At 68.1% G+C, this 26,893-nt stretch carries 28 protein-coding genes, 1 tRNA gene and 2 pseudogenes; 17 read left to right on the top strand and 14 right to left on the bottom strand.

Annotation, left to right across the window (positions count from 1 at the left end):
* The first annotated feature begins 210 nt into the window (after positions 1–210).
* Complete coding sequence (locus OG974_RS22845) at positions 211–1,224, top strand: helix-turn-helix transcriptional regulator (RefSeq protein WP_327284530.1); 1,014 nt, start codon at positions 211–213, stop codon at positions 1,222–1,224.
* Between the two features lie 86 nt (positions 1,225–1,310).
* On the opposite strand, the gene OG974_RS22840 is transcribed toward OG974_RS22845, so the two are convergent.
* Genes OG974_RS22840 through dnaK form a run of 4 tightly spaced genes read right to left on the bottom strand, consistent with a single transcriptional unit; the run spans position 1,311 to position 5,534 of the window.
* Positions 1,311–1,781: a heat shock protein transcriptional repressor HspR gene (locus OG974_RS22840; protein WP_327284529.1), complete on the bottom strand. Its 471-nt coding sequence runs from the start codon at positions 1,779–1,781 to the stop codon at positions 1,311–1,313.
* 1 nt (position 1,782) lies between these two features.
* Positions 1,783–2,970 carry a molecular chaperone DnaJ gene (gene dnaJ, locus OG974_RS22835; RefSeq protein ID WP_327284528.1) on the bottom strand — a complete coding sequence of 396 codons (1,188 nt, stop codon included), beginning with the start codon at positions 2,968–2,970 and terminating at the stop codon, positions 1,783–1,785.
* Positions 2,971–3,018: 48 nt separating this feature from the next.
* On the bottom strand, positions 3,019–3,690 hold the full coding sequence (gene grpE, locus OG974_RS22830) for a nucleotide exchange factor GrpE (RefSeq protein WP_327284527.1): 672 nt from the start codon (positions 3,688–3,690) through the stop codon (positions 3,019–3,021).
* Positions 3,690–5,534: a molecular chaperone DnaK gene (gene dnaK / locus OG974_RS22825; RefSeq protein WP_327284526.1), complete on the bottom strand. Its 1,845-nt coding sequence runs from the start codon at positions 5,532–5,534 to the stop codon at positions 3,690–3,692. The genes grpE and dnaK overlap by 1 nt, the downstream gene beginning before the upstream one ends.
* Before the next feature lie 205 nt (positions 5,535–5,739).
* Here dnaK and OG974_RS22820 point away from each other — a divergent pair, with 205 nt between their 5' ends.
* Together OG974_RS22820 and OG974_RS22815 are read left to right on the top strand one after the other, a co-directional pair.
* Positions 5,740–6,321 (top strand): sugar transferase, encoded by a 582-nt coding sequence (locus tag OG974_RS22820; RefSeq protein WP_371644278.1) that lies wholly within the window; start codon positions 5,740–5,742, stop codon positions 6,319–6,321.
* A 110-nt stretch (positions 6,322–6,431) separates the two neighbouring features.
* Positions 6,432–9,200, top strand: coding sequence for a heterodisulfide reductase-related iron-sulfur binding cluster (locus OG974_RS22815; RefSeq protein ID WP_371644276.1), 2,769 nt, complete (start codon positions 6,432–6,434; stop codon positions 9,198–9,200).
* A 112-nt stretch (positions 9,201–9,312) separates the two neighbouring features.
* Here OG974_RS22815 and OG974_RS22810 read toward each other — a convergent pair whose 3' ends face one another.
* Positions 9,313–9,822: a hypothetical protein gene (locus OG974_RS22810; protein ID WP_327284523.1), complete on the bottom strand. Its 510-nt coding sequence runs from the start codon at positions 9,820–9,822 to the stop codon at positions 9,313–9,315.
* Positions 9,823–10,382: 560 nt separating this feature from the next.
* Between OG974_RS22810 and OG974_RS22805 the strand changes: the two genes are divergently transcribed.
* Positions 10,383–11,294, top strand: coding sequence for a Yip1 family protein (locus tag OG974_RS22805; RefSeq protein ID WP_371644274.1), 912 nt, complete (start codon positions 10,383–10,385; stop codon positions 11,292–11,294).
* A 79-nt stretch (positions 11,295–11,373) separates the two neighbouring features.
* Here OG974_RS22805 and OG974_RS22800 read toward each other — a convergent pair whose 3' ends face one another.
* Both OG974_RS22800 and dcd read right to left on the bottom strand, forming a co-directional pair.
* Complete coding sequence (locus OG974_RS22800) at positions 11,374–11,871, bottom strand: phosphoribosyltransferase (protein WP_327284521.1); 498 nt, start codon at positions 11,869–11,871, stop codon at positions 11,374–11,376.
* Positions 11,868–12,455, bottom strand: coding sequence for a dCTP deaminase (gene dcd / locus OG974_RS22795; protein ID WP_327284520.1), 588 nt, complete (start codon positions 12,453–12,455; stop codon positions 11,868–11,870). Before dcd ends, OG974_RS22800 begins: the two co-directional genes overlap by 4 nt.
* 480 nt (positions 12,456–12,935) lie before the next feature.
* Between dcd and OG974_RS22790 the strand changes: the two genes are divergently transcribed.
* The 5 genes from OG974_RS22790 to OG974_RS22770 all read left to right on the top strand — a co-directional run bounded on the left by OG974_RS22790 (position 12,936) and on the right by OG974_RS22770 (position 15,236).
* A tRNA-Gly gene (locus tag OG974_RS22790) sits at positions 12,936–13,006 on the top strand.
* A 315-nt stretch (positions 13,007–13,321) separates the two neighbouring features.
* Positions 13,322–13,705: a hypothetical protein gene (locus OG974_RS22785; protein WP_327284519.1), complete on the top strand. Its 384-nt coding sequence runs from the start codon at positions 13,322–13,324 to the stop codon at positions 13,703–13,705.
* Positions 13,706–14,246: 541 nt separating this feature from the next.
* Positions 14,247–14,555 carry a transposase gene (locus OG974_RS22780; protein WP_327280916.1) on the top strand — a complete coding sequence of 103 codons (309 nt, stop codon included), beginning with the start codon at positions 14,247–14,249 and terminating at the stop codon, positions 14,553–14,555.
* Entirely contained in the window at positions 14,552–14,959 is a 408-nt protein-coding gene (locus tag OG974_RS22775; RefSeq protein WP_328763277.1) for an IS3 family transposase, read from the top strand. Before OG974_RS22780 ends, OG974_RS22775 begins: the two co-directional genes overlap by 4 nt.
* Positions 14,868–15,236: a transposase gene (locus OG974_RS22770; protein ID WP_371646892.1), complete on the top strand. Its 369-nt coding sequence runs from the start codon at positions 14,868–14,870 to the stop codon at positions 15,234–15,236. Before OG974_RS22775 ends, OG974_RS22770 begins: the two co-directional genes overlap by 92 nt.
* Here OG974_RS22770 and OG974_RS22765 read toward each other — a convergent pair.
* The 3 genes and pseudogenes from OG974_RS22765 to OG974_RS22755 form a co-directional block, all read right to left on the bottom strand.
* Positions 15,146–15,873, bottom strand: a pseudogene (locus tag OG974_RS22765) (IS5 family transposase); the annotation flags it as partial. The gene OG974_RS22770 and the pseudogene OG974_RS22765 sit on opposite strands and share 91 nt — an antisense overlap.
* A 99-nt stretch (positions 15,874–15,972) precedes the next feature.
* Positions 15,973–17,775, bottom strand: coding sequence for a multicopper oxidase (locus tag OG974_RS22760; protein ID WP_327284516.1), 1,803 nt, complete (start codon positions 17,773–17,775; stop codon positions 15,973–15,975).
* 1,523 nt (positions 17,776–19,298) lie between these two features.
* Entirely contained in the window at positions 19,299–19,715 is a 417-nt protein-coding gene (locus OG974_RS22755) for a hypothetical protein (protein WP_371644270.1), read from the bottom strand.
* Between the two features lie 554 nt (positions 19,716–20,269).
* Between OG974_RS22755 and OG974_RS22750 the strand changes: the two genes are divergently transcribed.
* The 3 genes and pseudogenes from OG974_RS22750 (at position 20,270) to OG974_RS22740 (ending at position 21,395) form a co-directional block, all read left to right on the top strand.
* The gene (locus tag OG974_RS22750; protein WP_371644268.1) at positions 20,270–20,434 is read left to right on the top strand and encodes a hypothetical protein; all 165 of its coding nucleotides are present in this window, start codon (positions 20,270–20,272) and stop codon (positions 20,432–20,434) included.
* A gap of 193 nt (positions 20,435–20,627) precedes the next feature.
* Positions 20,628–21,035, top strand: coding sequence for a hypothetical protein (locus OG974_RS22745; protein ID WP_371644266.1), 408 nt, complete (start codon positions 20,628–20,630; stop codon positions 21,033–21,035).
* A gap of 49 nt (positions 21,036–21,084) precedes the next feature.
* A pseudogene (locus tag OG974_RS22740) lies at positions 21,085–21,395 on the top strand (SCO5918 family protein).
* 106 nt (positions 21,396–21,501) lie between these two features.
* On the opposite strand, the gene OG974_RS22735 reads toward OG974_RS22740, so the two are convergent.
* Entirely contained in the window at positions 21,502–21,861 is a 360-nt protein-coding gene (locus OG974_RS22735) for a hypothetical protein (RefSeq protein WP_327280981.1), read from the bottom strand.
* A 48-nt stretch (positions 21,862–21,909) separates the two neighbouring features.
* Positions 21,910–22,302, bottom strand: a complete 393-nt coding sequence (locus OG974_RS22730; protein WP_328763275.1) for an ATP-binding protein — start codon at positions 22,300–22,302, stop codon at positions 21,910–21,912.
* Between the two features lie 1,067 nt (positions 22,303–23,369).
* Here OG974_RS22730 and OG974_RS22725 point away from each other — a divergent pair.
* Positions 23,370–23,708, top strand: a complete 339-nt coding sequence (locus OG974_RS22725) for a MerR family transcriptional regulator (protein ID WP_327284511.1) — start codon at positions 23,370–23,372, stop codon at positions 23,706–23,708.
* A gap of 251 nt (positions 23,709–23,959) precedes the next feature.
* Positions 23,960–24,163, top strand: coding sequence for a cold-shock protein (locus OG974_RS22720; RefSeq protein ID WP_030303412.1), 204 nt, complete (start codon positions 23,960–23,962; stop codon positions 24,161–24,163).
* 184 nt (positions 24,164–24,347) lie between these two features.
* On the opposite strand, the gene OG974_RS22715 is transcribed toward OG974_RS22720, so the two are convergent.
* Positions 24,348–25,007, bottom strand: a complete 660-nt coding sequence (locus OG974_RS22715) for an HSP18 transcriptional regulator (RefSeq protein ID WP_371644263.1) — start codon at positions 25,005–25,007, stop codon at positions 24,348–24,350.
* Positions 25,008–25,135: 128 nt separating this feature from the next.
* On the opposite strand from OG974_RS22715, the gene OG974_RS22710 reads away from it, so the two are divergent.
* The 3 genes from OG974_RS22710 (at position 25,136) to OG974_RS22700 (ending at position 26,564) form a co-directional block, all read left to right on the top strand.
* Positions 25,136–25,570, top strand: coding sequence for an Hsp20/alpha crystallin family protein (locus OG974_RS22710; protein WP_329314117.1), 435 nt, complete (start codon positions 25,136–25,138; stop codon positions 25,568–25,570).
* A gap of 97 nt (positions 25,571–25,667) precedes the next feature.
* Positions 25,668–26,063: a DUF2267 domain-containing protein gene (locus OG974_RS22705; RefSeq protein WP_328763273.1), complete on the top strand. Its 396-nt coding sequence runs from the start codon at positions 25,668–25,670 to the stop codon at positions 26,061–26,063.
* 54 nt (positions 26,064–26,117) lie between these two features.
* Positions 26,118–26,564, top strand: a complete 447-nt coding sequence (locus tag OG974_RS22700; protein ID WP_327284507.1) for a DUF2267 domain-containing protein — start codon at positions 26,118–26,120, stop codon at positions 26,562–26,564.
* Positions 26,565–26,638: 74 nt separating this feature from the next.
* On the opposite strand, the gene OG974_RS22695 is transcribed toward OG974_RS22700, so the two are convergent.
* The gene (locus OG974_RS22695) at positions 26,639–26,812 is read right to left on the bottom strand and encodes a CsbD family protein (protein ID WP_371644261.1); all 174 of its coding nucleotides are present in this window, start codon (positions 26,810–26,812) and stop codon (positions 26,639–26,641) included.
* Positions 26,813–26,893: the final 81 nt, after the last annotated feature.

The raw sequence follows: 26,893 nt of genomic DNA, 5'->3' as shown, positions 1-26,893 counted from the left end.
GGCGACACCCCCTGCAGCGCCCCCCAGGGTGACCCCGGCAAGTCCCAGACCGGCCACAGCCGAGAAGATGACGGTGGCAAGCGCCGAGCGAAGCATTCTCTTGTTCATGGTCGGCTTCGTCCTCACTTGATGAAATCCTCTCCCCCGCCTGTCAGACGATGGCTCATTCAGGCACATCACTGCCACAGGGACGATGCATCATGTTCTTGCATGTTCAGGACCCTGGGGGGTGGAGATTTGACCATAAACAGAACAAAAGCGACACATCCCCACTCGGTCACCGAGCTGTGCAGCGAGGGGGCGCGGCTCTACACGAGTGCGCTGAGGACGGGACGTATCGCACGTGGGGATGTCAAAACGGCACCCTGTCTGCTCGATCTGGCGCTGTTGCAGCCGGATCCTGATGACGCCAATTCGCTCCGTCCGGTTCCACCGGCCGTGGCACTCGCACAGCGGCTGCATCCGATCGAACGCGAGATCCGCGACAGACGCCGCGATTCCCTCGAACTGTCCGAGGCTTTCGAGCCGTTTCTCGCCATCAGCGCGCAGAATCCGGCAAGCACCCACGCCATCACCGTGCTCGAAGGTTTCGACCCCATCAACGCCGCCCTCAACCTCGCCACGGCCGAGTGCCACACCGAGATGCTCACCATCCAGCCCGGCGGCGCCCGGCCCAGCCTGGAGCTCACCGAAGCCCTGGAACGCGACCAGCCGCTGACCGACCGCGGTGTCCGGATCCGGACCCTCTACCAGCACACCGTCCGGCACAGCCGCGGCACCCTCGCATACGTCGATCTCCTCAAGGCCGGCAAGGTCGAAGTGCGCACGTTGGAGGAGCTCTTCGAGCGCCTCATCATCTTCGACCGGACCGTCGCCTTCATCCCGGCCAGCGACGACCGCCAGGTCGCCCTGGAACTGCGCCACCCTGGGCTCGTGGACTACCTCATCAAGGTGTTCGAGCAGCTGTGGCACCGCGCGGTGCCGCTCCAGGAAGAAGTGACGTACCAGCACACCCGCGGCGGAATCTCGGGCGTGCAGCGCACCATCGCCCAGCTCCTCATCGAGGGCCACGTCGACGAGGCCATCGCCCGCCGGCTCGGCATGAACGTACGGACCTGCCGCGCGCACATCGCGAAGCTCGCCAGCACCCTCGGCAGCGGCAGCCGCGCCCAACTCGGCTTCCTCATCGCCCGCTCCGGAATCCTGGAGGACGGGGGCGACTGAAGCCCGCCGGACAACGCACTGGCCCCGCCCGGGGATCCCGGGCGGGGCCTACGCGTTCGCGTGCCGGCCGCCGGGGCCGGCCGGAGTCAGTCGCCCTGGCGCTTCGGCGCGGGACGCCACACGACCAGGGCGTTGCCCGCCACCGGCGGCTGGTACTTGACCAGATCTCGCCGGTACGAGGCGTGCACCTGGGCTTCGCGCTGCTGGAGCACGGCCGCCGCGCCGTCCACCGCCGCCGCGAGCTCGGCCACGCGCTGCTGGAGCGCCGTGACCTGGTTCTCCAGCTCGATGATCCGCTTGATGCCGGCCAGGTTGATGCCCTCGTCCTGGGACAGCGCCTGCACCGTGCGGAGCAGTTCGATGTCGCGGGCCGAGTAGCGCCGGCCGCGGCCGGCCGTCCGGTCCGGGGAGACCAGGCCGAGGCGGTCGTACTGGCGCAGGGTCTGCGGATGCAGGCCCGAGAGCTGGGCGGCCACCGAGATCACGTAGACCGGGGTCTCGTCGGTCAGCTCGTAAGCCCCGTTACCGAACCGGGGCTGTCGTCGGCGGCCGTCCATGTCATGCTCCCTTCGCGGACTCGAACAGCACGGCGCGCGGGTCCTCCGACTCCGTCGCGTCGCGGTACATCTCCAGTGCCTCGCGGGCCTTGTCCGACAGCGAGGCCGGAACCGCGACCTCCACCGTCACCAGCAGGTCTCCGCGGGTGCCGTCCTTACGGACCGCTCCCTTGCCGCGGGCCCGCATGGTGCGCCCGCTGGGGGTGCCCGGCGGCAGCTTCAGCGTCACCGGCGGACCGTTCAGGGTCGGGACCTTGATGTCGGCTCCCAGGGCGGCCTCGGCGATCGTCACCGGAACGCTGACCGTCAGGTTGTCGCCCTTTCGGCCGAAGACCGGGTGGCCGTCCACGTGGACGACCACGTACAGGTCGCCCGCGGGACCGCCGCGCTCGCCCGGAGCGCCTTTGCCGCGCAGCCGGATCCGCTGGTTGTCGGAGACGCCCGGCGGGATGCGGACCTGCATGGTGCGGGAGGACTTGGCCCGCCCGCTGCCCTTGCAGACGTCGCAGGGGGTCTCCGCGATCAGGCCGCGGCCCTTGCAGTCCGCGCAGGGGTCGGTCAGCGAGAAACCGCCGCCGCTGCCCCGCGACACCTGGCCGGTGCCGACGCAGGTCGGGCACACGCGCGGAGTGCCGTTCTTGTCGCCGGTGCCCGAACAAGCCTTGCAGGGCGCCTGGGAGGACATCCGGAGCGGGACCGTCGCCCCGTCCACCGCCTCCGTGAAGGAGAGGGTGACCTCCGACTCGATGTCCTGGCCGCGGCGCGGCTGGGTACGGGTCCCGGGGCCCGCGCCGCCGCGGTTGAACAGGCCGCCGAAGACGTCGCCCAGGCCGCCGCCGCCGCCGAAGCCGCCGCCCGCGCCACCGGCACCCGGCTGGGTGCCGCCGAACAGGTCGCCCAGGTCGAAGTTGAACGAGCCGCCCCCGCCCGGACCGGGGCGGAAGCCCCCGTTGCCGAACAGGGTGCGGGCCTCGTCGTACTCCTTGCGCTTCTTGGCGTCACCGAGGATGTCGTTCGCCTCGGAGATCTCCTTGAAGCGCTCCTCGGCCGAGGCGTCGCCCTTGTTGGCGTCCGGGTGGAACTCGCGCGCGAGCTTCCGGTACGCCTTCTTGATCTCGGCCTCGGTAGCGTCCTTCGGGACACCGAGGACCTTGTAGTAGTCCTTCTCGACGAAGTCCTTCGTGCTCATCCCCGGTGTCCCTCCTCTCGTGCCACTGCGTGTCCTGCCGTACGGATGTCAGCCCTTGTCGGGGGCATCCGCGTCCTTGTCCGAAGGCGATTCGCCGTCCGCGGACTCGGACTTGGGGGCCGCCCCCGGCTGGGGCTCGGCCACCGCGACCCGCGCGGGGCGGATCGTACGCTCGCCGATCCGGTACCCCGGCTGCAGGATCGCCACGCAGGTCGTCTCGGTGACGTCCGGCGCGTACGAGTGCATCAGGGCCTCGTGGATCGTCGGGTCGAAGGGCTCGCCCTCCTTGCCGAACTGCTGCAGCCCCATCTTGGCCGCGGCGGTCTCCAGCGATTCGGCCACCGACTTGAAGCCGCCGACCAGCTCGCCATGGTCCCGCGCCCGGCCGATGTCGTCCAGGGTCGGGAGCAGCTCCGTCAGGAGGGACGCGACCGCGATCTCCTTGACGGCGATGCGGTCCCGCTCCACCCGGCGGCGGTAGTTCTGGTACTCCGCCTGGAGCCGCTGGAGGTCCGCGGTGCGCTCACCGAGCGCGGTGCGGGCCTGGTCCAGCTGCGCCAGCAGAGCCGTCTCCTGGGCGGACGGTGCTCCGGAGTCCCCGGCCGGGGCCGCGGCCTCCTCCTCGGAGGAAGCTGCGGCCTTCGGCTCGGCGGCGTCGTCAGGCGTGGCGCCGGTGGGGACTTCGGGCTTCTCCTCGAAACCCGGGGTCTCCTCCGACATCAGGCAGCGCCGCCCTTCGGCTTCTCGTCGTCGACGATCTCGGCGTCGACGACGTCGTCGTCGGCCTTGGCCTGCTCCGCGCCGGGGGCGCCGGCGGACGCCTGGCCGGCCTGCGCGTCGGCGTAGATGGCCTGGCCGAGCTTCTGGCTGACCGCGGCGAGCTTCTCAGTCGCGGTGCGGATCTCGGCGGTGTCCTCGCCCTTGAGCTTGTCCTTCAGCTCGGCGACGGCGGCCTCGACCTCGGTCTTGACCTCGGCCGGGACCTTGTCCTCGTTGTCCTTGACGAACTTCTCCGTCTGGTAGACGAGCTGCTCGCCCTGGTTGCGGGACTCGGCCGCCTCCTTGCGGCGCAGGTCCTCGTCCGCGTACTGCTCCGCCTCCTGGCGCATGCGGTCGACCTCGTCCTTGCCGAGCGAGGAGCCGCCGGTGACGGTCATCTTCTGCTCCTTGCCCGTGCCAAGGTCCTTGGCCGTGACGTGCATGATGCCGTTCGCGTCGATGTCGAAGGAGACCTCGATCTGCGGGACGCCACGCGGGGCCGGCGGCAGGCCGGTCAGCTCGAACATGCCGAGCTTCTTGTTGTACGCCGCGATCTCGCGCTCACCCTGGTAGACCTGGATCTGCACGGACGGCTGGTTGTCCTCGGCCGTCGTGAAGATCTCGGACCGCTTGGTCGGGATCGTGGTGTTGCGCTCGATGAGCTTGGTCATGATGCCGCCCTTGGTCTCGATGCCGAGGGACAGCGGGGTCACGTCGAGGAGCAGGACGTCCTTGACCTCACCCTTGAGGACACCGGCCTGGAGGGTCGCGCCGATGGCGACGACCTCGTCCGGGTTGACGCCCTTGTTGGCGTCCTGACCACCGGTGAGCTCCTTGACGAGCTCGGCGACGGCCGGCATGCGGGTGGAGCCGCCGACCAGGACCACGTGGTCGATCTCGGACAGCTGGATGCCGGCGTCCTTGATGACGTTGTGGAACGGGGTCTTGCAGCGGTCCAGGAGGTCCGCGGTCAGCTGCTGGAACTGGGCGCGCGTGAGCTTCTCGTCCAAGTGCAGCGGGCCCTCGGCGGAAGCCGTGATGTAGGGCAGGTTGATCGTGGTCTCCGTGGAGGAGGACAGCTCGATCTTCGCCTTCTCGGCGGCCTCGCGCAGACGCTGGAGCGCCATCTTGTCCTTGGACAGGTCGACGCCGTGGCCGTTGGCGAACTGCTTCACCAGGTAGTCGACGACGCGCTGGTCCCAGTCGTCACCACCGAGGTGGTTGTCACCGTTGGTGGCCTTGACCTCGACCACGCCGTCGCCGATCTCCAGGAGCGACACGTCGAACGTGCCGCCACCGAGGTCGAAGACGAGAATGGTCTGGTCGTCCTTGTCCAGGCCGTAGGCCAGGGCCGCGGCGGTCGGCTCGTTGACGATGCGCAGGACGTTCAGGCCCGCGATCTCGCCGGCCTCCTTCGTCGCCTGACGCTCGGAGTCGTTGAAGTAGGCCGGGACGGTGATGACCGCGTCCGTGACCTTCTCACCCAGGTAGGCCTCGGCGTCGCGCTTCAGCTTCTGCAGGATGAAGGCGCTCATCTGCTGCGGGTTGAAGTCCTTGCCATCCAGGTTGATCTTCCAGTCAGTGCCCATGTGGCGCTTGACGGAGCGGATGGTCCGGTCCACGTTCGTGACCGCCTGGCGCTTGGCCACCTCGCCGACGAGGACCTCGCCGTTCTTGGCGAAGGCGACGACGGACGGCGTGGTCCTGGCGCCCTCGGCGTTGGTGATGACGGTGGGCTCGCCGCCTTCGAGAACGCTGACGACGGAGTTAGTGGTGCCCAGGTCGATGCCGACCGCACGTGCCATTTTGATTTCCTCCAGCTGACTTGAGTGGAACAGACTCAACCATGCCGCATGGCTCCGCACACGTCAACAGAGGTGAGTGGAGTCGACTCAACTTTTATCCCGGACTTAAGCTCACGCACCGCTCCCGGGGGCCGAGCGGGCGATGCTCGCCCGGCGCACTGCGCGGCACCGCGGAAACCACCGGAGGCGCGGGCAGGGTGCCCCCATGCCGCTGCCGCCGCTCACGTTCCCCCCGATCCGGCCGTTGCACCTGCTCCGGGCGGTACGCCCGCCCCGGGCGGCACACCTGCGCCGACCGGGCGTGCCCGCGAAGCGGGTGGTCGACCTCCTCGGGGCCACCGTGCTGCTCGGACTGTTCGCGCTGCCGCTGCTGACCGTCGCCGCCCTGCTGTACGCGACCCAGGGTGGGCGGGCCCTCGTACGGCACCCGGCGGCCGGGCTGGCCGGACGCCCGTTCCGGACCTGGCGGCTGCGCACGGACGCGGCGGGACGACTGGGGGCGACCGTGCAGCGGTGCGCCCTGGACGGGATGCCGCAGCTGCTGAACGTACTGCGCGGCGAGATGTCACTGGTCGGGCCGCGCCCGGAGGCGCGCACGGACCGGGCCGACCGGCTCCTCGTACGGCCCGGAATGACCGGTTTGTGGCAGGTCAGCGCACGCTCCGACCTCCCCTGGGAGGAGATGGCCCTGCTGGACCGGCACTATGTGGAGAGCCATTGGCTGGGGATGGATCTCGCGATCCTGGCTCAGACCCCTCGGGCGGCCTGTCGACACAGGCATGCCTGAGCGACACAGATCACCGCTCGCTCACCTACATTGCGGCGCGGGGAATGGGTAACCTCAAGCCTTGACTCAATAAGTTACCGCTTAGTAAGTCCCGCCCGAGGAGCCCTCCCATGCAACTCGCCGCGATCATCGTGTCGCTGGTCCTGACCGTGGTCGGCGTCGCGCTGCTCGCCCGAGCCGTGGCGCAGATCTACCGGTTCGTGAAGCTCGGACAGCCCGTACCGGCAGGCAGCCGTACGGACAGTCCGAAGGCACGAACGCTCACCCTGGTCCGGGAGTTCCTCGGCCACAGCCGGATGAACCGCTGGGGCATCGTCGGCTTCGCGCACTGGTTCGTCGCCATCGGCTTCCTGACGCTGCCGCCGACGCTGTTGCAGGCGTACGGCCAGCTCTTCCAGGCCGACTGGGTGCTGCCGATCGTCGGCGACTTCCTGCCGTTCGAGCTGTACATCGAGTTCATCGGCATCATGACGATCCTCGGCATCGCCGTGCTGATCGCCATCCGACTGCTGTCGCTGCCCTCCCGGGCGGGCCGCAAGTCGCGCTTCACCGGCTCGAAGGCCTGGCAGGCGTACTTCGTCGAGTACGTCATCCTCACCATCGGCCTCGCGATCCTCACCCTGCGCGGCCTTGAGGGCGCGATCCACCACGTGGACTCGTACGAGCCGGCGTACTTCGCCTCGTACCCGCTGGTGCTCGCCTTCCAGAACCTCTCGCTCGACACCCTCCAGAACGCCATCTACTTCACCGCGATGATCAAGATCGGCGTCTCGCTGATCTGGATGATCGTCGTCTCGCTGAACACCAACATGGGTGTCGCCTGGCACCGCTTCCTCGGCTTCCCGAACATCTGGTTCAAGCGCAACGCCGACGGTGCGACCGCGCTGGGCGCGCTCCAGCCGATGACGAGCGGCGGCAAGGAGATCGACTTCGAGGAGCCGGGCGAGGACGACGTCTTCGGCGTCTCCCAGGTCGAGCAGTTCTCCTGGAAGGGCATCCTCGACTTCTCCACCTGCACCGAGTGCGGCCGCTGCCAGTCGCAGTGCCCCGCCTGGAACACGGGCAAGCCCCTGTCCCCCAAGCTGCTGATCATGTCGCTGCGCGACCACGCCCACGCCAAGGCGCCGTACCTGCTCGCAGGCGGCGGCAAGACCATGGAGGGCGAGGAGAAGGCGACCGCCGAGCAGCTGAAGGACGTCCCGGCGGCCGCCCTGGCCGAGGCGGAGCGCCCGCTGATCGGCACCGCCGAGGAGAACGGCGTCATCGACCCGGACGTCCTGTGGTCCTGCACCACCTGCGGTGCGTGCGTGGAGCAGTGCCCGGTCGACATCGAGCACATCGACCACATCGTCGACATGCGCCGCTACCAGGTGATGATCGAGTCCGCGTTCCCGTCCGAGGCGGGCACGATGCTCAAGAACCTGGAGAAGAAGGGCAACCCCTGGGGCCTCGCGAAGAAGCAGCGCGTGGAGTGGACCAAGGAGGTCGACTTCGAGGTCCCCATCGTCGGCAAGGACGCCGAGGACCTCTCCGAGTACGACTACCTGTACTGGGTCGGCTGCGCGGGTGCCCTGGAGGACCGGGCCAAGAAGACGACGAAGGCCTTCGCGGAACTCCTCAACATCGCGGGCGTCAAGTTCGCGATCATGGGCGGCGACGAGAAGTGCACGGGTGACTCCCCGCGCCGCCTGGGCAACGAGCCGCTGTTCCAGCAGCTCGCCCAGGAGAACGTGGCCATGCTGAACATGGCCTTCGGCGAGGACGACGAGGACCCCTCGACGAAGAAGCCGAAGTCGGCGAAGCGGATCGTCTCGACCTGCCCGCACTGCTTCAACACCATCGCGAACGAGTACCCGCAGCTGGGCGGCGAGTACGAGGTCATCCACCACACGCAGCTGCTCCAGCACCTGATCGACGAGGGCCGGCTGCTGCCGGTGACGCCGGTCGACGGGCTGATCACCTACCACGACCCCTGCTACCTGGGCCGGCACAACAAGGTCTACACGCCGCCGCGCGAAATCATGTCCGCCGTGCCGGGCCTGCGGCAGCAGGAGATGCACCGCCACAAGGAGCGGGGCTTCTGCTGTGGCGCCGGTGGCGCGCGGATGTGGATGGAAGAGCGCATCGGCAAGCGCATCAACAACGAGCGCGTGGACGAGGCCCTGTCCCTCAACCCGGACATCATCTCCACCGCCTGCCCGTTCTGCCTGGTGATGCTGACCGACTCGGTCAACGGCAAGAAGAACGACGGCCAGGCGAAGGAATCCGTCCAGGTCGTCGACGTGGCGCAGCTGCTGCTGGAGTCGGTCAAGACCCCGGGCCCGACGGAGGAAGAACTGGCGGCGGAAGCCGAGGCCGCGGCGAAGGCGGAAGCCGAAGCCAAGGCGAAGGCGGACGCAGAGGCCAAGGCGAAGGCCGAAGCGGAGGCCAAGGCCAAGGCAGACGCCGAAGCGGAGGCTGCGGCCGCTGCCGAGGCCAAGGCCAAGGCGGAGGCCGAGCCCGCTGTCGAAGCCGAGGCCGAGGACACGGCGGAGGCCGCGCCGAAGGCGGAGGCGGAGGCGGAGGCGGAAGCCGCCGCGGAGGCCGAGCCCGCTGTCGAAGCCAAGGCTCAGGACACGGCTGAGGCCACGCCGAAGGTCGAGGCGGAAGCCGACACCGACGCCAAGCCCGCCGCCGAAGCCAAGGCCCAGGACACGGCGGAGGCCGCGCCGAAGACCGAGGCGGAAGCCGACGCCGACGCCAAGCCCGCCGCCGAGGCCAAGGACACGGCTGAGCCGAAGGCCCAGGACGAGACCAAGGCCGCGCCGAACGCGGGGGCGGAAGCCGACGCCGGGGCGGCGGAGGCTGCGGGCGAGGGCAGCAGCGCCGGCGCCAAGTAGTCCGTACGCAACAACGCCGGTACGGCCGGTCCCCCGCTCGGGGGACCGGCCGTACCGGCGTTCCGGGGGTCCGGGGCGCGCCCAGCCGCCGGGAAGGGACCCGCGGCGCCCGTCAGGACCCCTCGGCCCGCCCCCGCTTCAGCAGCGCGAAGCCCAGCCCGGCCGCCCCCACGGCCGCCCCCACGGCCGTCATCCCCCCGCTGGCGGCGACCAGCATCGGCGTATCACCCGTCGACGCCCCGACCCCCTCCGCCCCGGCCTTCACGCCGCCCTTCGGCACCACGCGCTCCCCCGGCTCACCTGCCTTCTCGACCTTCTCGACCTTGGCGGTCTTCTCCGCCTTCTCCGCCGTGTACTTCTCGATCAGCTTCCCGTCGAACCCGTACACCCAGCTGCTCCTGCCGCCCGTCCCGTCGATGACGACGAACTTCACGCGCTTCCCGTCCTGCACGAGCCGGTACGTCCAGCCGTCGTTCTGCTCGCGCGGATGCTCCGGATCGACCGTCCCGAGCGGGTTGCCGTTCGGGACGGAGATCTCGACGCGCTTGCCGTTCGGGCCGTCGATCAGCTTGGCGATCCGTCCGTCCGGCATGGTGATCCGGACCGAGCTCTCCTTCTTCACCTCGGGCTTCGGCTTCGGCTCGCCCTACCTCCACGACGTCACGGTCCCGTCCGGCCGGAGGACGACGTGGAGCCCGTCCGTTCTGCCCGTACGCCGGGGTGCCCCCCTTGCTGACCAGCGTGCCCAGCTTCGTCGACCCGGCGAAGACGTCGGCCTCGAAGCGGTCGGCGCCGACCTCGTACACCTTGGCGACCGAGCCGTCCGCGAGCTTGACGGTGGTCACGAAGGCCCGCGCCGGCTCGGCCTCCTCCGGCCCGGTCGGGGTCGTCGGCGAAGACAGCGGCGGTACGAAGGGTGGTACGGCGGGTGCTACGCATGTGGGGCGCTCTCTCGTGCTCGTGCTCGTGGTCTACGGCGACGAACTCGAAGCTACGGAGCCGATATCTGCGCATTCCGCCGACAACGCAATGAACCATCGAAAGTCGCCCCACAACCTCATAAACCGGACATGGAGCCAACCCCCCAGGGTTCCCCTAGGGGATGTCACAGGTCAGCCGCAAACGGTGCTTATTCCGGCGGCCCGCCCACCACGCCCCCCGGGACCAGGTACGTTCGATCACGTGGCTGGATTCAGGATCGGACGCGGCAGGGACAACAACCGCGCTCCCCAACAACCCCCGCGGCAGCAGCCGTACGGTCAGCAGCAACCGCCGCAGGCGCCGTACGGTCAGCAGCCCTACCCTCCTCAGCAGCAGTGGCCTCAGCAGCCCGCCGCCGGAGGCCATGGCGAGCCCGAGTACTTCGACCCGTACGGACAGCAGCAGCCGCCTCCCCAGGCGCAGCAGCAGCCCCCGTACGGCCACGGGGGCGGCGGCGGTGGCTCGTACGCGAACGACAACCCGGGGCACACCCAGGTCTTCGCGTACGGCGAGGACCCGTACGGCCAGGGCGCGACGTACCAGGCGGGCGCCGCGGCGGCCGCACCGACGGGTCCGCGGCTGCCGTGGAAGGAGCTGCTCCGCGGCATCGTGATGCGGCCCGGGCCGACGTTCCACCAGATGCGCGACTACGCGGTCTGGGGCCCGGCGCTGATCGTGACGTTCCTGTACGGCCTGCTCGCGGTCTTCGGCTTCGACGACGCCCGCGCGGACGTCATGAAGGCCACCCTCGCCAACGCCGTCCCGATCGTCCTCAGCGCGGGCGTCGCCTTCGTCGTCTGCGGTCTGCTCCTGGGCGTCGTCACTCACACCCTGGCCCGCCAGCTGGGCGGCGACGGCGCGTGGCAGCCGACCGTGGGCCTGTCGATGCTGGTCATGTCCATCACGGACGCGCCGCGCCTGGTGTTCGCCGTGTTCCTCGGCGGGGACAACATGTTCGTTCAGGTGCTGGGGTGGGCCACGTGGGTGGCGGCCGGGGCACTGTTCACCTCGCTCGTCAGCAAGTCGCACGACCTGCCCTGGCCGAAGGCACTGGGCTCGTCCGCGATCCAGCTGGTCGCACTGCTGTCGATCATCAAGCTGGGCACGCTGTAGGCACGCAGCAGGCAACGGAAAGGGCCCCGGTGGGAAACCACCGGGGCCTTTCGGCATGCGACAGAGGAGACGGTCCGGCTCAGGCGTCGAGGACCTGGCCCTCACGCTTCACGACGGGCGGCTCGACCGACCACGGGAAATTGATCCACTCGTCGGTCTTCTTCCACACGTACTCGCACTTCACGAGCGAGTGGGACTTCTCGTAGATCACGGCGGAGCGGACCTCGGCGACGTGGCCCAGGCAGAAGTCGTGGACGAGCTTCAGCGTCTTGCCGGTGTCGGCCACGTCATCGGCGATGAGGACCTTCTTGTCCGTGAAGTCGATCGCCTCGGGCACGGGGGCCAGCATGACCGGCATCTCCAACGTGGTCCCGACGCCCGTGTAGAACTCGACGTTCACGAGGTGGATGTTCTTGCAGTCGAGCGCGTACGCCAGGCCGCCGGCGACGAACACACCGCCGCGGGCGATGCTGAGGATGATGTCGGGCTCGTAGCCGTCGTCGGCGATGGTCTGCGCCAGCTCGCGGACGGCGCGGCCGAAGCCCTCGTAGTTCAGGTTCTCTCGTACTTCACTCATGCCTCGTGCCTCACCTGAGTGCGGTGGAAGTTCTGGAAGGAGCGCGAGGCCGTCGGGCCGCGCTGGCCCTGGTACCGCGATCCGTACCGCTCGCTCCCGTACGGGAACTCTGCGGGCGAGCTGAGCCGGAACATGCACAGCTGCCCGATCTTCATCCCGGGCCACAGCTTGATCGGGAGGGTGGCGAGGTTCGACAGTTCGAGCGTGACGTGCCCCGAGAACCCGGGGTCGATGAACCCGGCGGTCGAATGCGTCACCAGCCCCAGGCGGCCCAGGCTGGACTTCCCCTCCAGTCTGGAGGCGATGTCGTCGGGCAGCGAGATGACCTCGTAGGTCGACGCGAGCACGAACTCGCCCGGGTGCAGGATGAAGGCCTCATCACCCTCCGGCTCGACCATTCGGGTCAGGTCGGACTGCTCGACCGCCGGATCGATGTGGGCGTAGCGGTGATTCTCGAACACCCGGAAAAAGCGGTCGAGACGTACATCGATGCTGGAGGGCTGCACCATCGACTCGTCGAACGGGTCGATGCGAACCCGTCCGCTGTCGATCTCGGCCCGGATGTCTTTGTCTGAGAGAAGCACGTCCCGAGGATACGCAGTGCGCACGGACCACCCGCAATCGAGAGGGCGGCCCGCGCGCCTCGCCGCCTATCGCTTGACGGCCGCCCCGACCGGCACGGCATGCCTCAGCCGCGCACACCGCGGGCACCGCAACAGCCGCCCGGGCCCGATCCGGCCGGCACCGAGGTGCTGCAGCGGGAACGAAGCGGTACTGAAAACGTGCCCCTCGGCACAACGGACGACGGTGTTCTCCATCGAGTCCCTTTCCCCAACCTGCCGTACTGCGACGAATCGCCACATTAGGGGATGATCGCGACGCGCTCCAGCCGCCACTCCAACACCGGGGAAGCACCACCGCGCACGGGTACGTTACGCCCCAACTCCCGCCCCCACGACTGTCGGTGCACCCCACACACGACGACGACCCCGCGGCCGATTCACCGGGGGTCGATCATGGGGTAGAGTGTGCAAAGATACCGCTCCAGGCAACTGGAACGCTGTGCGGATGTAGTTTAATGGTAGAACATGAGCTTCCCAAGCTTATAGCGCGGGTTCGATTCCCGTCATCCGCTCTTGAGAGAAGGCCCAGGTCAGCGACCTGGGCCTTCTTCGCTGTCTAGACCTCTCAGCCCCTGCCGTGCCCTCCGCATGCCCCAAGTCCCGCGAATGCCCTGATCAGATGGCTAGCCGCGAACCACCTGGAGCCCGGAACGGCCCGAAGTACGAGACCCAACCTAGTGACCTGGGTCACTCCCGCGCCTTCGGCTCGCCTCATCACCACCGAAAAGGGCATCCGTACATGGGATCCCGCGCAGTAGGCAAGCGGTCGCCACTCAAACCGGAAAACGCCCCACCCTCGACGCCGCCCGTGGCTAGCGTGTGACCTCATGGCTGATGCCTCACCTGCCGGGGTGGACCTGCTGTCGGAGTGCCTGGTGAACGGCACCCACGTCGTCATCATCGATCGGGCCCGGATCGCGCCGGCGTGGCGCGGCCTGGGTGGCGTAGGGCGGCTGCTGATCAGCCACCTGCTCCGCTGGGTCGCCGGTCGGGCAGCCCTCGTGGCAACACACCGATACCCGATCGACATCCCCATCGGCGAACGGGAGGACGAGGCACGGGAGGCGCGAGAGAAGGCGCTTGTCCAGCACTGCTGGCAGTCCTTGGGGTTCGAGCCATTTCGCGAGGACGTGTGGGTGATGCAGCCGCACCTTCGCGCTCACGAAGACGCAGTCAAGCGCTTGGAAGCAACGTTCTCCCCACACCTCTGAGCCCACGCCGTACCAACCGCGCTGCCGACGAGAGGCAATCAGTACGTGATGAACGAATTCACCAACCACAAAGCGCGGCAGCGGCTTGGCATCCTGCAAGTCCTGCACTTGGAGACCCTGGAGTTCTCGGGCATGCACCCCGAGGCAACACTCGCTGACTTCGAGCACCATCTACGGGGGCGTGTAGAGGACCTCGATGCAGAGCTGGAGGCGAACGAACAAGCGACCAAAGCAGCCGTCACGGCCAAGTCTTTGTCGGGTCCGCTTGTCGACACCGAACGTCAGCGGGTGTTCTGCGAAGACCAAGGATCGGGACCGCCGTGTGGAGCGGCCGAGAAAGACGCCTGGTGGAACCGGAAAGGAGACGTACTCGCCGAGATCAAGGCACAGGGACTACGGGAGGCTCTGGACTGGGAGTGCCGGAGCTGTGGCGCAGCTGCCGGAGTCGCCTGCCACACAGCAGGTGGCAGGATGAGGTTCCCCCGAGATGCGGGGATGAGTGACGGATGGTCAGATGGGTCTCGCGAGAGGAGCCCAGACGATGCCCGCACCGAGGAAGTACCCGTTGGAGTTGCGTGAGCGTGCGGTACGGATGTATCGGACCGCCGAGCCGAAGCCCGTGATCCGCCGCATGGCCGAGGATCTCGGCGTGCACCACGAGGCCCTGCGTAACTGGATCCGGCAGGCCGAGGCCGACGCCGGCGAGCGAGGAGACCTGCTCACCACCGCCGAGCGCGAGGAACTGGCCGCCCTGCGGAAGGAGAATGTCCAGCTCAAGCGGGCGAACGAGGTCCTGCGGACGGCCTCGGCTTTTTTCGCGGCCCAGCTCGACCCGACCCGGCCCAGGTGACGGCGCTCGTCGACGAGCACCCGCACCTGGGGGTCGAGCCCGTACTCCGGGAACTGAACATCCCCTCCACCACCTACTACCGTTGGCGCCAGGCCGAGACCGAGCCGTGCGAACGGCACCGTCGGGACGCCGAGCTGACCAGCAGGATCCGTCAGGTCCACGACGAGTCCGGCGGGATCTACGGCTCACCCCGCGTGCACGCCGTCCTCAAGCGCGAGGGCACGCGCGTCGGCCGCAAGCGCGTCGAACGGCTCATGCGCCAGGCCGGCCTCGCCGGGATCAGCCCTCGCCGGAGCATGAGGTTCCCCCGAGATGCGGGGATGGGTGACAGGGGGTCAGATGGGTCGTATGAGAGGAGCCCAGACGATGCCTGCGCCGAGGAAGTACCCGCTGGAGTTGCGTGAGCGTGCGGTGCGGATGTACCGGACTGCCGAGCCGAAGCCGGTGATCCGCCGTATGGCCGAGGATCTCGGTGTGCACCACGAGGCCCTGCGGAACGGGATCCGGCAGGCTGAGGCCGACGCCGGCGAGCGCGGTGATGTGCTCACCACCGCCGAGCGCGAGGAACTGGCGGCCCTGCGCAAGGAGAGGCGGCCGCCGTCCCGGCCGAGCCGGCGGCGGTTCGCGCGCTGGTCGTCCGGCTGGGCGATCGTTGCCAGGATCCCGCGTTTGCGCAGGTAGACACGGTTGGCGCGACTGGAGTACGCCTTGTCGCCCCTGGCCCGGTCCGGCCGGGTGCGGAGACGCCCGATCCCGGTGCGAGCCACGTTCAAGGCCTTCATGAGCGGGATGAACATCGGGCTGTCCCCGCGCTGGCCGGGCGAGGTCAGCCAGACCAGGGGACGGCAGCGGTCATCCGCCAGCAGATGGACCTTGCTCGTCAGCCCGCCCCGGGAACGTCCCAGGGCCTCGCGGCCCTCTGGATCCACACGTGTGCCGCCCCTTTTTCGGGGTGGTCGGCCGGGGCAGAATGCCGGGCCCCGGCCGCATGCTGGTGGGCCCGGCAGGTGGTGGAATCGGCGTTGACCGCCCACGAGCCGTCCGCGTCCGGGGCGGTGGTATCGGCGCCGGCCTGCAACGCTCGCAGGATCTTCGACCAGGTGCCGTCGGCCGACCAGCGGCGGTGGCGTTCGTAGACGGTCTGCCAGGATCCGTAGCGTTCGGGCAGGTCACGCCAGGGAATGCCGGTCCGTGTCCGGTAGAGCACTCCGTTGACCACGGTCCGGTGATCGGCCCACCGCCCACCCGGCCCGCCAGTCTCCGGCAGCAGCGGAGCTATGCGCTCCCACTGAGTATTCGTCAGTTCATGCCGACGCACCATGACCGGCTCATGCCCGCAACGGCAGCAGATCCACCACCCCAGGCAAGAGCCATCAGACACTGCCTAGTCCTCTTCACGCACGCCGTCGCTGACCTGTCAGCGGTCCTTCTTGCGCCTGCCTCCGATTTGGTACGGCCGCATCATCTCGTTGTCCTCGTGCTCGACGATGTGGCAGTGCCAGACGAAGCGACCAGGGTGGTCGAACCGGGCCTTCACCCGGGTGATTTCTCCCGGGTAGGCGATCACGGTGTCCTTGAAGCCACGCTCCCAGCTCTCCGGCGGAACGGGTGAGCCGTGGAACGGTTGCCGGTCAACCACCTCGAACGCCACCTCGTGGATGTGGATCGGGTGGGCGTCCACAGTGAAGTTGTGCAGCTCCCATGTTTCGGTCGCGTTCAGCCTCGGGTTCTCCGTGATCGGGTCGGCCCAGCCGAGCAACACCGGATTGCCGGCGGAGTCGACCGTCCCGAGCATGGCCTGGACCGGCGTGTCCGGCGGAACCAGGGGATTGCTGGAGTTCACCTCGTTGAGGGAGAGCCGTCGGGTGACGCTCGCCGAGCCGAGCGGCCTGATCCTGGGCAGCCGGAGCCGATCCGGCAGGACGCTCGCATCTTCGCCCACCAGCGGGCCGACCACGAATTTCATCACCTGCCCGGTGGTGGCCGGATCCGCCACGGGGAAGTCCACGCCTGGTTCGCCCCGGCCGAAGGGTTCGTCCGCGCCCTCGTTGATGAGGTACAGCTCGGTGCCTTCCGCGATCCCGGTGAAGTCGACGATCACGTCGGCCCGCTCCGCGTTGGCCAGCAGCAGCCGTTCCAGCCGCACCGGTTCGGGCAGGAATCCGCCTTCGTTGCCGATCTGCCAGAACGGTACGGCCGACCTGGCCGGCCGGGCGGTCGGACTGTCCGCGATCTTCAGGATCAGGAACCGGGCATTGCATCCGTTGAGGAAGCGCAGCCGGTAGCGGCGCGGTTCGACCTCGAGCTTCGGCCATGTCCGGCCGTTGACCACCATCGTGTTGGCGAAGAATTCGGGGTTCCAGATGGGAGGTACGTCGGTGGTGGGAACGTAGGGACCCGCGAACCCGTCGAAGAATTCCCGGGTCGTGGGGTAGAACAGCGAGCCGTCCGAGTTGAACGAGCGGTCCTGGATGGCCAGGGGGATCTCGTGGTACCGGGTGCCCGGCGGATCGCCGAAGGCGGGGGCCGGTCCGGGCAGAACGCCCTTGGGCAGGTCGCACTCGCCGCCGCGCAGCAGGTAGAACCCGGCAGGTCCGGCATAGACGTTGAGCCGGGTCATCCCCAGGGTGTGGTCGTGGAACCAGAGGGTCGACGCCCGCTGGTCGTTGGCGTACTGGAAGGTCGCCGTACCCGGCTCCCACTTCAGGTCGTACGCTTCGGCGAACATCTCCCGGAACTCGTTGTAGAACGAGCCCTCGGTGGCGAATCCAGCGGGAATGTTGTTCGCGCGCGGCAAGTACCACGCCTCGGTGTAGCCGTCGTTTTCCTCGGTGGAATGCCCACCGTGCAGGTGAGTGACGATCGGCACGGGTCCGGTGTACGGACCGGGCGTCGACGTGAACGTCGGCCGGGAATCGCGCCCGGCCTTGCCACCCGGCGGATTCGCCCAGTGCAGGGTGGGATCGACCGCCAGCAAGTGCGGGAGGAATCCGCCCTGGCTGTCGACGAGATCGTTCACCCAGGTGACCCGGACAGGCCGGTCGGCCTTGGCCTCGATGGTGAACGAGGGGTAGTTGAACGTGGTTTTGTCCCCGCGCGAGCCGTATCCCCACACGGTGGTGGACGGCAGAGTGGGCGGCAATACCTGCTGGCTGAACTGCCGGACGCCGATGACGTACGTGTCGATGCCGTGCCGCTGCGGGTGGCGAGCCTTCGGCATCACCGGCGGGATCACCAGATCGGTGACGTATTTCGGAATGATCGTTGGGTCCAGGGTGGGGACTGGGAATGTGCGGGCAGACCCGGCCCCCGGGGCCACTGCGGTCCCGTTCGGAAGTGCCACCGCCCCATTGGGCGCCGGAAGGACCAGGGCTGCCCCACCAGCGGCCCCGGCTGCGAGAAGTTCTCTTCGCGCGATCATCTCTCCCGCTTTCCGCACCCGAGGGCGCCGATAGATTCGTCACTTAATGTAATGGTTTACACACGCTGAGCGATCGCACGATGTCCGGCGTGTCCTCGGACCGCCGGAACCGGCGGCGTGCGGGTTGCAATCGGCGGAGTAATGGCCAAAACCGTTGGTGGCGCACGACCTCGTCCGGTAATCGGAACAGCCAACGGTGATGAACCCCGGGGCCACCGGGTACCGAATCGACGCGCGCCGAGGGTTCCCTCACGTCGACGGGAGCCATGTCGAGTCAGCGGCCGTGCCACGCGTCTCCCGCCCCGGCCTCCTTGCGTCAAGCCTCACGCTTCCCGGAGACAAGACGCAATCAGGTGGGCGGCGACGCGCCGCACACCCTTCCCTTGCAGAACGGGGCCCTCAGTTGCACGGCCCACTCACCGGGCGCTCCGATTGCGGTGCGCGACGTGCACCCCACGACGAAGCACCGCACCTCGCCACAACCCGCCTGCCAGACATGGAGCGCACTCCAGAGCGGCAAGCAACGGACGCGTGCCCCATCCGTGCCCTTCGGAACGGTGAACAGCGGTCAACACGGGTGCGGGCGGACCTTCGCGACAGCCTCTCGATCAGCCAGTTTCCGCAGGTCAGACGCCCTATCGGCGCCCCACGCGCCATAGACTCCCAAGCTTATAGCGCGGGTTCGATTCCCGTCATCCGCTCCATGACAAAGCCCCATGTCAATGACCCGGGGCTTTTGTATTGCCTAGACCTCTCTACCTTTCCCGTGCCAGATCCGTGCCAGATGCGAAATCGCTGGCCCTTCCCCTCTCATGGCACACACCCGGGCATCAATCCCCTCGGCGACCTCCCGCTGACGCTCAAGGTTCGAGTGCTGGTAGATCATCGCCGCCTTCTCCGAGGACTGTCCGGCGCGCACCGGGATCGACGGCGACCAGGCACAGGGCGAGCAGGGAACCGATGCGAGTAGCGGCGGGTTTCGGACCCGGCGCGGGTCGGGCACCTGGTCAGCACGTCGACCAGGGCGCACAAGCCGGGCAGTTCAACGAGCGGGCATGGTGGGTCGACGCCCTAGCGGAGAGGGCGTCGACCAGGGAAAATGGCATGCGAACGCGACCCCTGTCCATGATCTTTGGTTTCGGGTACCGTGATCATCAGGAGTCGCGTTGGTCATTTTCAGTCGGGCACATCGACCACAGCGCACCACACCGGAGCGGAACCCTCATCTCGCCACCTGAGAACGCATCAGCCCTGCTCCCCAAAACCCTGAGAGACCCCGGCCCTTCGCCGGTCGTTTGCTTCCACGGACTCACTTTCGGCGATCACTTGTTCATGCGTACGGTGAAGTTTTCTTCCTTGCCGGAGTTCCATTTGATGATGTCCTGAACCGACAAGTGGGCCGAATCCCGGGCCAGGCGCAGCTGCTCGCTCGCGTTGTTCCATGTGTACTTGGCGTACTGGGCGTCCGCGACGTACCTGCTGGGGGACAGTTTCTTCGACCGGCCACCGTCCCAGGGACAGTCCTTCGTCGCGTCGTAGTCGCACGTGGAATAGGCCCTCATGTAAAGGCCGCAGCTGTCTGAAACCCATACGTCAATGCGGCTCAGCCTGTCATTGCTTGAATACCACTTGCCTGGAAGCTTACTTGCGCTTAGGCAGGCGACTGCCTGTTTCGCTGAGGTGAGCGTGAACGTGACCGCGAGGGAGAGCGTCAAAGCGGCCGTGATGAGCAGGGCCATGGTCCGGGATATTGGGCTGCGGGCAGAACCGACGAGTGTCATTGCGAGCCTCCGATGGCGGGTACCACCATGAGCATTCCGTGTTCGCACGACACGTCCAGCTGGTCTTGTCACTTGGTGGCAGGCACGACTAGCGCAGCACGGGAGAGTTGATGACGACGCGCTGAAGAGTGGGCGGCGAAAATCACATCCGACTCTCGCTAGTCATCAAGATAATTCCAGTCAACGTCGGTCACCCATATGTCGCAACTGGAGGGCGCTGCAGGGGTCCCGCTGGTCGGCTGTTTGCGCGACGACGGTCAACAGCGAGGATGCTGGCGAGACCGAGGAGGGCAGCCGCTCCCATGACGGGCCGTACATGAACGCAGGTGAACGCCCCCGCACGCAGCCCAACATCCCACCAACACAGTGGGAAAGCGCGTGCGGCCAAGGCTGGCAGGTCTAGCTCTCGCGTGGTCGACGGGGGCCTGCCCATGTGATCGGCTCTGGCCATGACTGCGGAGGCGAGCGAGTACGACAAGGCCATGCCGGCGGTGTCAGCATTCCTAGAGAGGATGGAACGAGGCATCGACCGTACGTCGGCGACGCACGCCGGTCAGCCGTACGCAACGGTCCGAGAGGCCCTGGTCCTTGCCCTGGAGGAGGAAGGGGCTCGCCCAATGGTGCCGCAGGTGGTCGACGAGCTGGCCCGGCAGATCTCCGAAGGGACCAACCGCTGAAACACCCCCTGTGGTCCACATCGTGCGTGCCGGACGCGTGCCAGATGGGGCGAGGAAGATCGGCGATTCCCAAGCTTGTAGCGCGGGTTCGATTCCCGTCATCCGCTCTTGAGAGAAGGCCCAGGTCAGCGGCCTGGGCCTTCGTCGTTGTCTAGACCTGCCCGACCCTCCCCATCTCTGCAGGAGGCACGTTTTGACGCTGGTCCAGATGCAGCCCCGCTCGACGAACGCCCACCTGGTGCACCGGACGGTGGACGACGCGATGGAGGCGGCCGGTCCACAGGTCTGTGACGACATGACGGTCGAGGTGGCTCTGGCCGTCTTGGCCAGCGCCCGCGCGGGTCATCTGCTCGTCTGCGACGAGGACGTCCTGTGCACCGGGCTGGTCACTCACGCCCAGCTCGCCGCCATCCGGGACAACAGCGCCACGTACACGGACCAGGTCCGTCTCCGCGACGTCCTCGGCGACCGCGCGCCGGTCACCTCGCCCGTGACCGCGATGGCCGAAGCCGAGCACGCGATGCGCTACCGCCGGCTCGCTGCCCTGCCCTTCATCGACGGGCAGGGCAGCGCTCTGGGCGTCCTCGCCCTTGCCCGCTGAACCGCCTCACGGCAGCACGACCGTCCCCTTCTACTTCCTGTGAGGCACCATGCGCTGCGTCATCGCCCGTTTCCGTTCGACCTGACCAAAAGCGGTGTCCTGGAGTCGATGAAGGGCGTCAAGCCCGAGCAGGTCATCGGCGAGTCCGTGATCGTCGGCCGCCGCACCTACCCCGTCAAGCAGGTCGGCCAGGTCATCACCCGTCAGGACCGCCGTGACTTCAGTGCCGGCGAAGTCCTCCGGGCCATGAACCAGCTCGGGTTCACCTGCCGCGGCCTCCCCCGGGCCGCCGTGCCCACGCGCGTCCTCAGCCCGCTCCAGCAGGCTTCCGCGATGCTCGGCATCCCGGTGACCGCCTGACGTACAGGGCCGGAGCAAGCCGACACCCGAACAGCGAGGAGGGCCCGACCGGCACACGCCGGTCGGGCCCTCCCGCGTACCCAGGGGTTTCTTACGCGACGCCGGGTCAGTGGTCGGAGTAGCTGAAGTCGCCGACGGTCCAGGCGCTGACGTCCGCGATCGAGACGCGGTACATCCCACCCGTCTCCGGGATCCCCACCGTGCCCTGAAGGATGCGGGCCACATGGAAGTGCAGATGGGTGGGCGGCCCCTCCCGGGGTGGCGTTGCGGTGAAGATGGCGGCGAACTCGCCCAGGCGGGCGGAGTCCGTCAGGACCTCCGACACCCTCTGCCTCCACACGGCTTCGGGAGCCAGCCGACCGGTGATGACAGTGCCACCGGTGACCACGGTCAGGGACATCTGATTGCTCTGCCCGGACTCCACCAGGGTGGCAACGTCAACGAGCAGCTCGTCAGGCTTCGACATGAGAGCCGATTTTATGCGCCGGCCGTCCTGTCCTCTCGACCGGTAGCACTATCGGTCGAGAAGAGCACTGACCGTCTTCCCGCCGCAGGCCCGACGGGTGACCGCGGTCGCTCGGGCAAGACGGTTGACCATGGGCCAGCCGAATCCACCGGTACCGCCGTGCAGGTCAGGGGTGCGCATACGCGGCGCGTGCGGGCTGGAGTCGTGAACGGCCACCTCGATGCTCTCCTCGTGGGCCGTCAGTTCCAAGGTGCAGGTGCCCCCGCCGTGGCGCACGGCGTTCGTGACGAGCTCGGACACGACCAAGACCACGGTGTCCGCGGCTTCTGCGGCCATCGCCGGCTGACGGAGACCGTCGAGCACGGCTCGCGCGGCATCGCGTGCCTCTGCAACAGCCGCCGTGGAAAGCACGGTTGCAACGCTCTCGGCCATCGTGTTCATCAGGTCACCCTGGTCTCTGGATCGTCCACGTCCGGCCCCTGCCTACCTGATCCCTGTGCCCCACCCCACTGCCCGCCAACCCGACTCAGGTCTCCAGGAAGGGATCGGAGGGCAGCCGACGCCGACGCCAATCGACGAGACGCGGGGGACCCCACGCGCTCGGCTGCACCCCTCCCGAGCCCCAGACCTGCTGTGCAGTCCGCTCTGCGCATCCTGGGGCGACCGTGAAGGTCTAGCTCTCCTCGGCGAGCATGAAAATCTATGGTGGCTGGAATAGACATTGGGCGGTGGCCTGGCTATGGTTTCTCTCGTAGCCCAGAGAGACAGCAAGGCCCGGCAGAGACGAACTGCCGGGCAGCAGTACCCGCAGTTGCAGTTCGCAGGACGGTGCGGTGGTGGAGTTCCGAAGCCAGGGTTGTTGCAGGACGGCGACGGGACTGACGACCGGACCGGGGGGCCCGCAGTGATCAGGGGCCGCCGAGAGAAGTACCGCAGTTAACGCAGTGGCAGTACCCGAAGTAAGTGCAGTTCGCAGTACCCGGCAGTGAAGTAAGTGCAGTTCGCAGTACCCAGCAGTGAAGTAAGTGAGCAGCACCTCGGTGAAGGCGTCGGCTGCGGACGCGCGCACCGGGAAGTTCGGCAGTGGGGTTCTAAGCCAGAGCAGACGCACGATGGGCAACGGGGCTGGCTGCCGGAGAGTGGCGCTGGGTCAGGCCACCAGCAGTACCGCAGTAAACGCAGTAACCCGCAGTTGCAGTCTCTCCCGCTGGTAAGCAGTTGATCACCGAGGGAAGAACGGAGGAGTTGAGGCGCCATCAGGATCGCTCGGGCGGAAGTCTGAGCCCGGGTACCGCAGGACATCGATAGTGAGGTGGTCTCCGGTCAAGCAACCGCGATTCCCGCACAGCCTGTCCTCGTTCGGACGGGTCGGCGGAAACAGCAGGCCGGCGCAGGACTAGGGCCGGCAGATGGTGTAGCAGTTCCTTCGGGGCCCTGGTGCTGTACGCACCAGGGCCCCTCCTCGTATTCCGACCCCTTTTCCTCTACCTGTTTCGCAGTGAGGTGCGATGACAGCAGACGACTCGTTCGGCCGTCTCGACGACGACGATTACCCCGCCTACACCATGGGCCGGGCCGCCGCCATGCTCGGCACCACCCAGGGCTTCCTCCGCGCCATCGGCGAAGCCCGCCTCATCACCCCACTCCGCTCCGCCGGCGGCCACCGCCGCTACTCCCGCCACCAGCTGCGCATCGCCGCCCGCGCTCGCGAACTCGTCGACCACGGCACCCCCGTGGAGGCGGCCTGCCGGATCGTCATCCTCGAAGACCAGCTCGAGGAAGCGCAGCGCGTCAACACCGAGTACCGCCGCGCAGCGGTCGAGATCAGTCCACTGACTGTGGCCTGAGGCAGGCGTGCCCGCCGGTCTCGGCGGGCACGACCGCCCGTGCACGTCGGGGTCGTGACGCGTGCTCGCGCCCTCTGGTGACAGCCCGTCGTGGGCGTGTAGCGTCTGCGTCAGCTGTCGTGGTTCGGAAGTTCCCCTTTGCCCACGCGTTCGGCGTGGGCGTTTTGCTGTGCTGTGCCGCAGGAACCAGGGCGATCACCTCCGCCTCCCGCATGGAGCGGGAGGCGTTCATCGACTGGAAGGCAAGAGACATGGCTACGGGAACTGTGAAGTGGTTCAACGCGGAGAAGGGCTTCGGCTTCATCGCCCAGGACGGCGGCGGCCCGGACGTCTTCGCCCACTACTCCGCCATCAACTCCTCGGGCTTCCGTGAGCTCCAGGAGGGCCAGGTCGTGACCTTCGACGTTACCCAGGGCCAGAAGGGCCCCCAGGCCGAGAACATCACCCCGGCCTGACCTTCACCACCCGCGGGCACCGAGACCGGCACGTAAGGCTGCCCCCTGGAGCTCGTACCGCTCGACCCGAACAACGGACCCCTGCGATGTCGGCAGGATCCGAGGCGTGCCGAATCAGGGCCGCGCAGCTGCTGCTGCGCGGCCCTGATCTTGTCCGGGTCCGGGGTGCGGTTCGTATGCGCGGTCAGGTGCTGCGCCGGTCGCGGCTGTCCTGGCGGAGGTGGTCGGTGTGTCGGGTCATGGCGTCGAGGTGATCGACGAGAGCCGAGTCCTCGGGGCGCAGGTGAGGCCGGGTGTCGGTCAGGGGCCGGATGAGGCGGGCTGCGTCGTTGTCGGCCAGGGCCCGGTTCAGTTCGCCGACGGCTGCCGCGGCGGCGTCGGGAAGGCCGGTGAGGGCGGTGATCTGGCCTGCGAGCCGGCGCAGGTCGGCCGCGTTGTCACGGGCCCAGGCCTTGACGGCACGGTCTGAGGCACGTGTGTCGCGGGTGGCCTGGACGCGTTCCTCGCCGGTGCTTCCGGCCGTGCCGGGGCGCAGGCGCAGATAGCGGCGTTCGGCGGCCTGCCGGCTCGCGACCCCGAGGGGTCCGGCGAGGTCGGCCCAGCTCGCGCCCTGGCCCCGGGCTGTTTCGATCAGGCCGCTCTCCCAGCTGGCGAGCTGTTCACGGACCGCGCGCAGCATCAGCAGCGCGGCCAGCGCCGGGTGCGGGCCCGCGCCTGTCGGCTCGGTCGGGGGCGTTCCGGCAGAGCAACGCTGTGCGTGCCTCACGGCCTGGTCGATGGCCCGCAAGGCCGTCGCCGCAGCGGGGAAAGGGACCGGCGCGGCCGGCTGGCTGGCTTCGTTCATGACACTCTCCGCTGCTTGTCATCCTCCAGATGACCCATTGTTTGTCATCGTTTCGATGACATGCTACAACGGAAGCACGTTGAAGCGCATTGGCAGTTCCTGCCTGAACCAACTGGAGGTGTTTCGCGATGTTGATGCGCACTGACCCGTTCCGCGAGATGGACCGGATCGTCCAGCAGCTGTCCGGCACATCGGGCACGTGGTCGAAGCCGTCGGTCATGCCGATGGACGCCTACCGCCAGGGCGACGCGTACGTGATCGCCTTCGACCTCCCCGGGGTGAGCACCGAGGCGATCGACATCGACGTCGAGCGGAACATGCTGACGGTGAAGGCCGAGCGTAGGCCCACCGGGAAGTCCGACGGCGTGCAGATGGAGCTCTCCGAGCGGCCCCTCGGTGTCTTCTCCCGCCAGATCATGCTGGCCGACACCCTCGACACCGAGCACATCGAAGCGGACTACGACGCGGGTGTCCTGACCCTGCGGATCCCGATCGCCGAGCGCGCCAAGCCCCGCAAGATCAGCATCGGCGGCGAGTCCGGCCGCAAGCAGATCTCCGGCTGACCAGCCCCGCAGCGGCGGAGGACGGGGAACCGATCCCCCTCCGGCACCCCGTCCCCCGCACCCCTCGGCCCCTTCACCCCTCCCCGGAGGTGACGTGATGTCGATACGCAGGGAGGCGTTCCTGGCCCACGTCCAGGAACGCGGCGAGTACACGACCCTGCCGGAAGCCGAACGGGCGGCCCGCGTCGTCCTGGCCCTGCTGGGCGCGCACCTGGTCGGCACCGTGCGAGCCGAGCTCGCCGCCCGGCTCCCCGAGACGTACGCCTTGATCCTCCTGAATCCCCTGCAGGCCGCCGAACCGCTATCGCCCGAACGCTTCGTCCGCGCGACCGCGGCCTGGATCGAAGGCGCCACCGAGAACACAGCACTGTGGGACATCGGCGCGGTCCTGTCCACCGTGGCCGCCGCGGCGGGAGACGTCCTCATGCGCGAGGTCCTGCTCCAGCTCCCGCCCGGATACGACCTCCTCTTCGGCCACCCCCAGCCCACCTGACCGGCGCCGACGGCCGGAACGTAAACCTTCGAAGAGAAAGGCAATCGCAGCACCATGTACGACCAGCCTCGACCGGACCGGCCCACCCCCGCCATGACGTTCGACCAGATGCTGGAACGCGTCCGCTACGAGGGCGCCTACCCCACTCGCGAACGTGCGGAAGACGCCGTCCGTACCGTTCTTGCCGGGCTCGGCCGGCAGGTCACGGGTGACGAGCGCGTCGACCTCGCGCAGTGCCTGCCCGTCGAAGCCGCCCTCGTCCTGACCGCCCAGATCCCCGATACCGAGCAGCTCACCGGCTGGGGCTTCGTCAAGGACCTGGCCGCACGGACCGGCGTGAGCCCCGCTGTCGCCCGCTGGGATACCGGCGCCGTACTCGCCACCGTCACCGCGCTCGCCGGACCCGACCTCCTCGCCCGCATCCTCCAGCGACTTCCCGACGACTACGCGCTCCTCTTCGGACAGGCGCAACTGCGCCGGCCTGAGCGCGCCGCCGCCTGACCGGAGCCGGCTGCACGCGGACACGCATGGGGCCGGGACCGCTACTGCGGTCCCGGCCCCATGCACGCGAGGGGTCAGTGGTTGAAGGTGTCCTTGACCTTCTCCTTGGCCTCGCGGGCATCGCCCTTGGCCTGCTCCGCGCGACCCTCGGCGGTCAGCCGCTCGTTTCCCGTCAGGCGGCCAGCGGTCTCCTTGAGCTTGCCCTTGGCCTGCTCGCCCTTCGCCTCGGCCTTCTGCTCACCAGACACAGCTGATCACTCCCTGCTCGATGGAAGGTTCTTACAGAACCCCGTATGACCGGTGGGCTCCCTCCTAAACAGACGGGGCAC

This window comes from Streptomyces sp. NBC_00597 (assembly GCF_041431095.1).
Taxonomy (GTDB): domain Bacteria; phylum Actinomycetota; class Actinomycetes; order Streptomycetales; family Streptomycetaceae; genus Streptomyces.
This window is presented reverse-complemented; position numbering and strand designations above follow the sequence as displayed.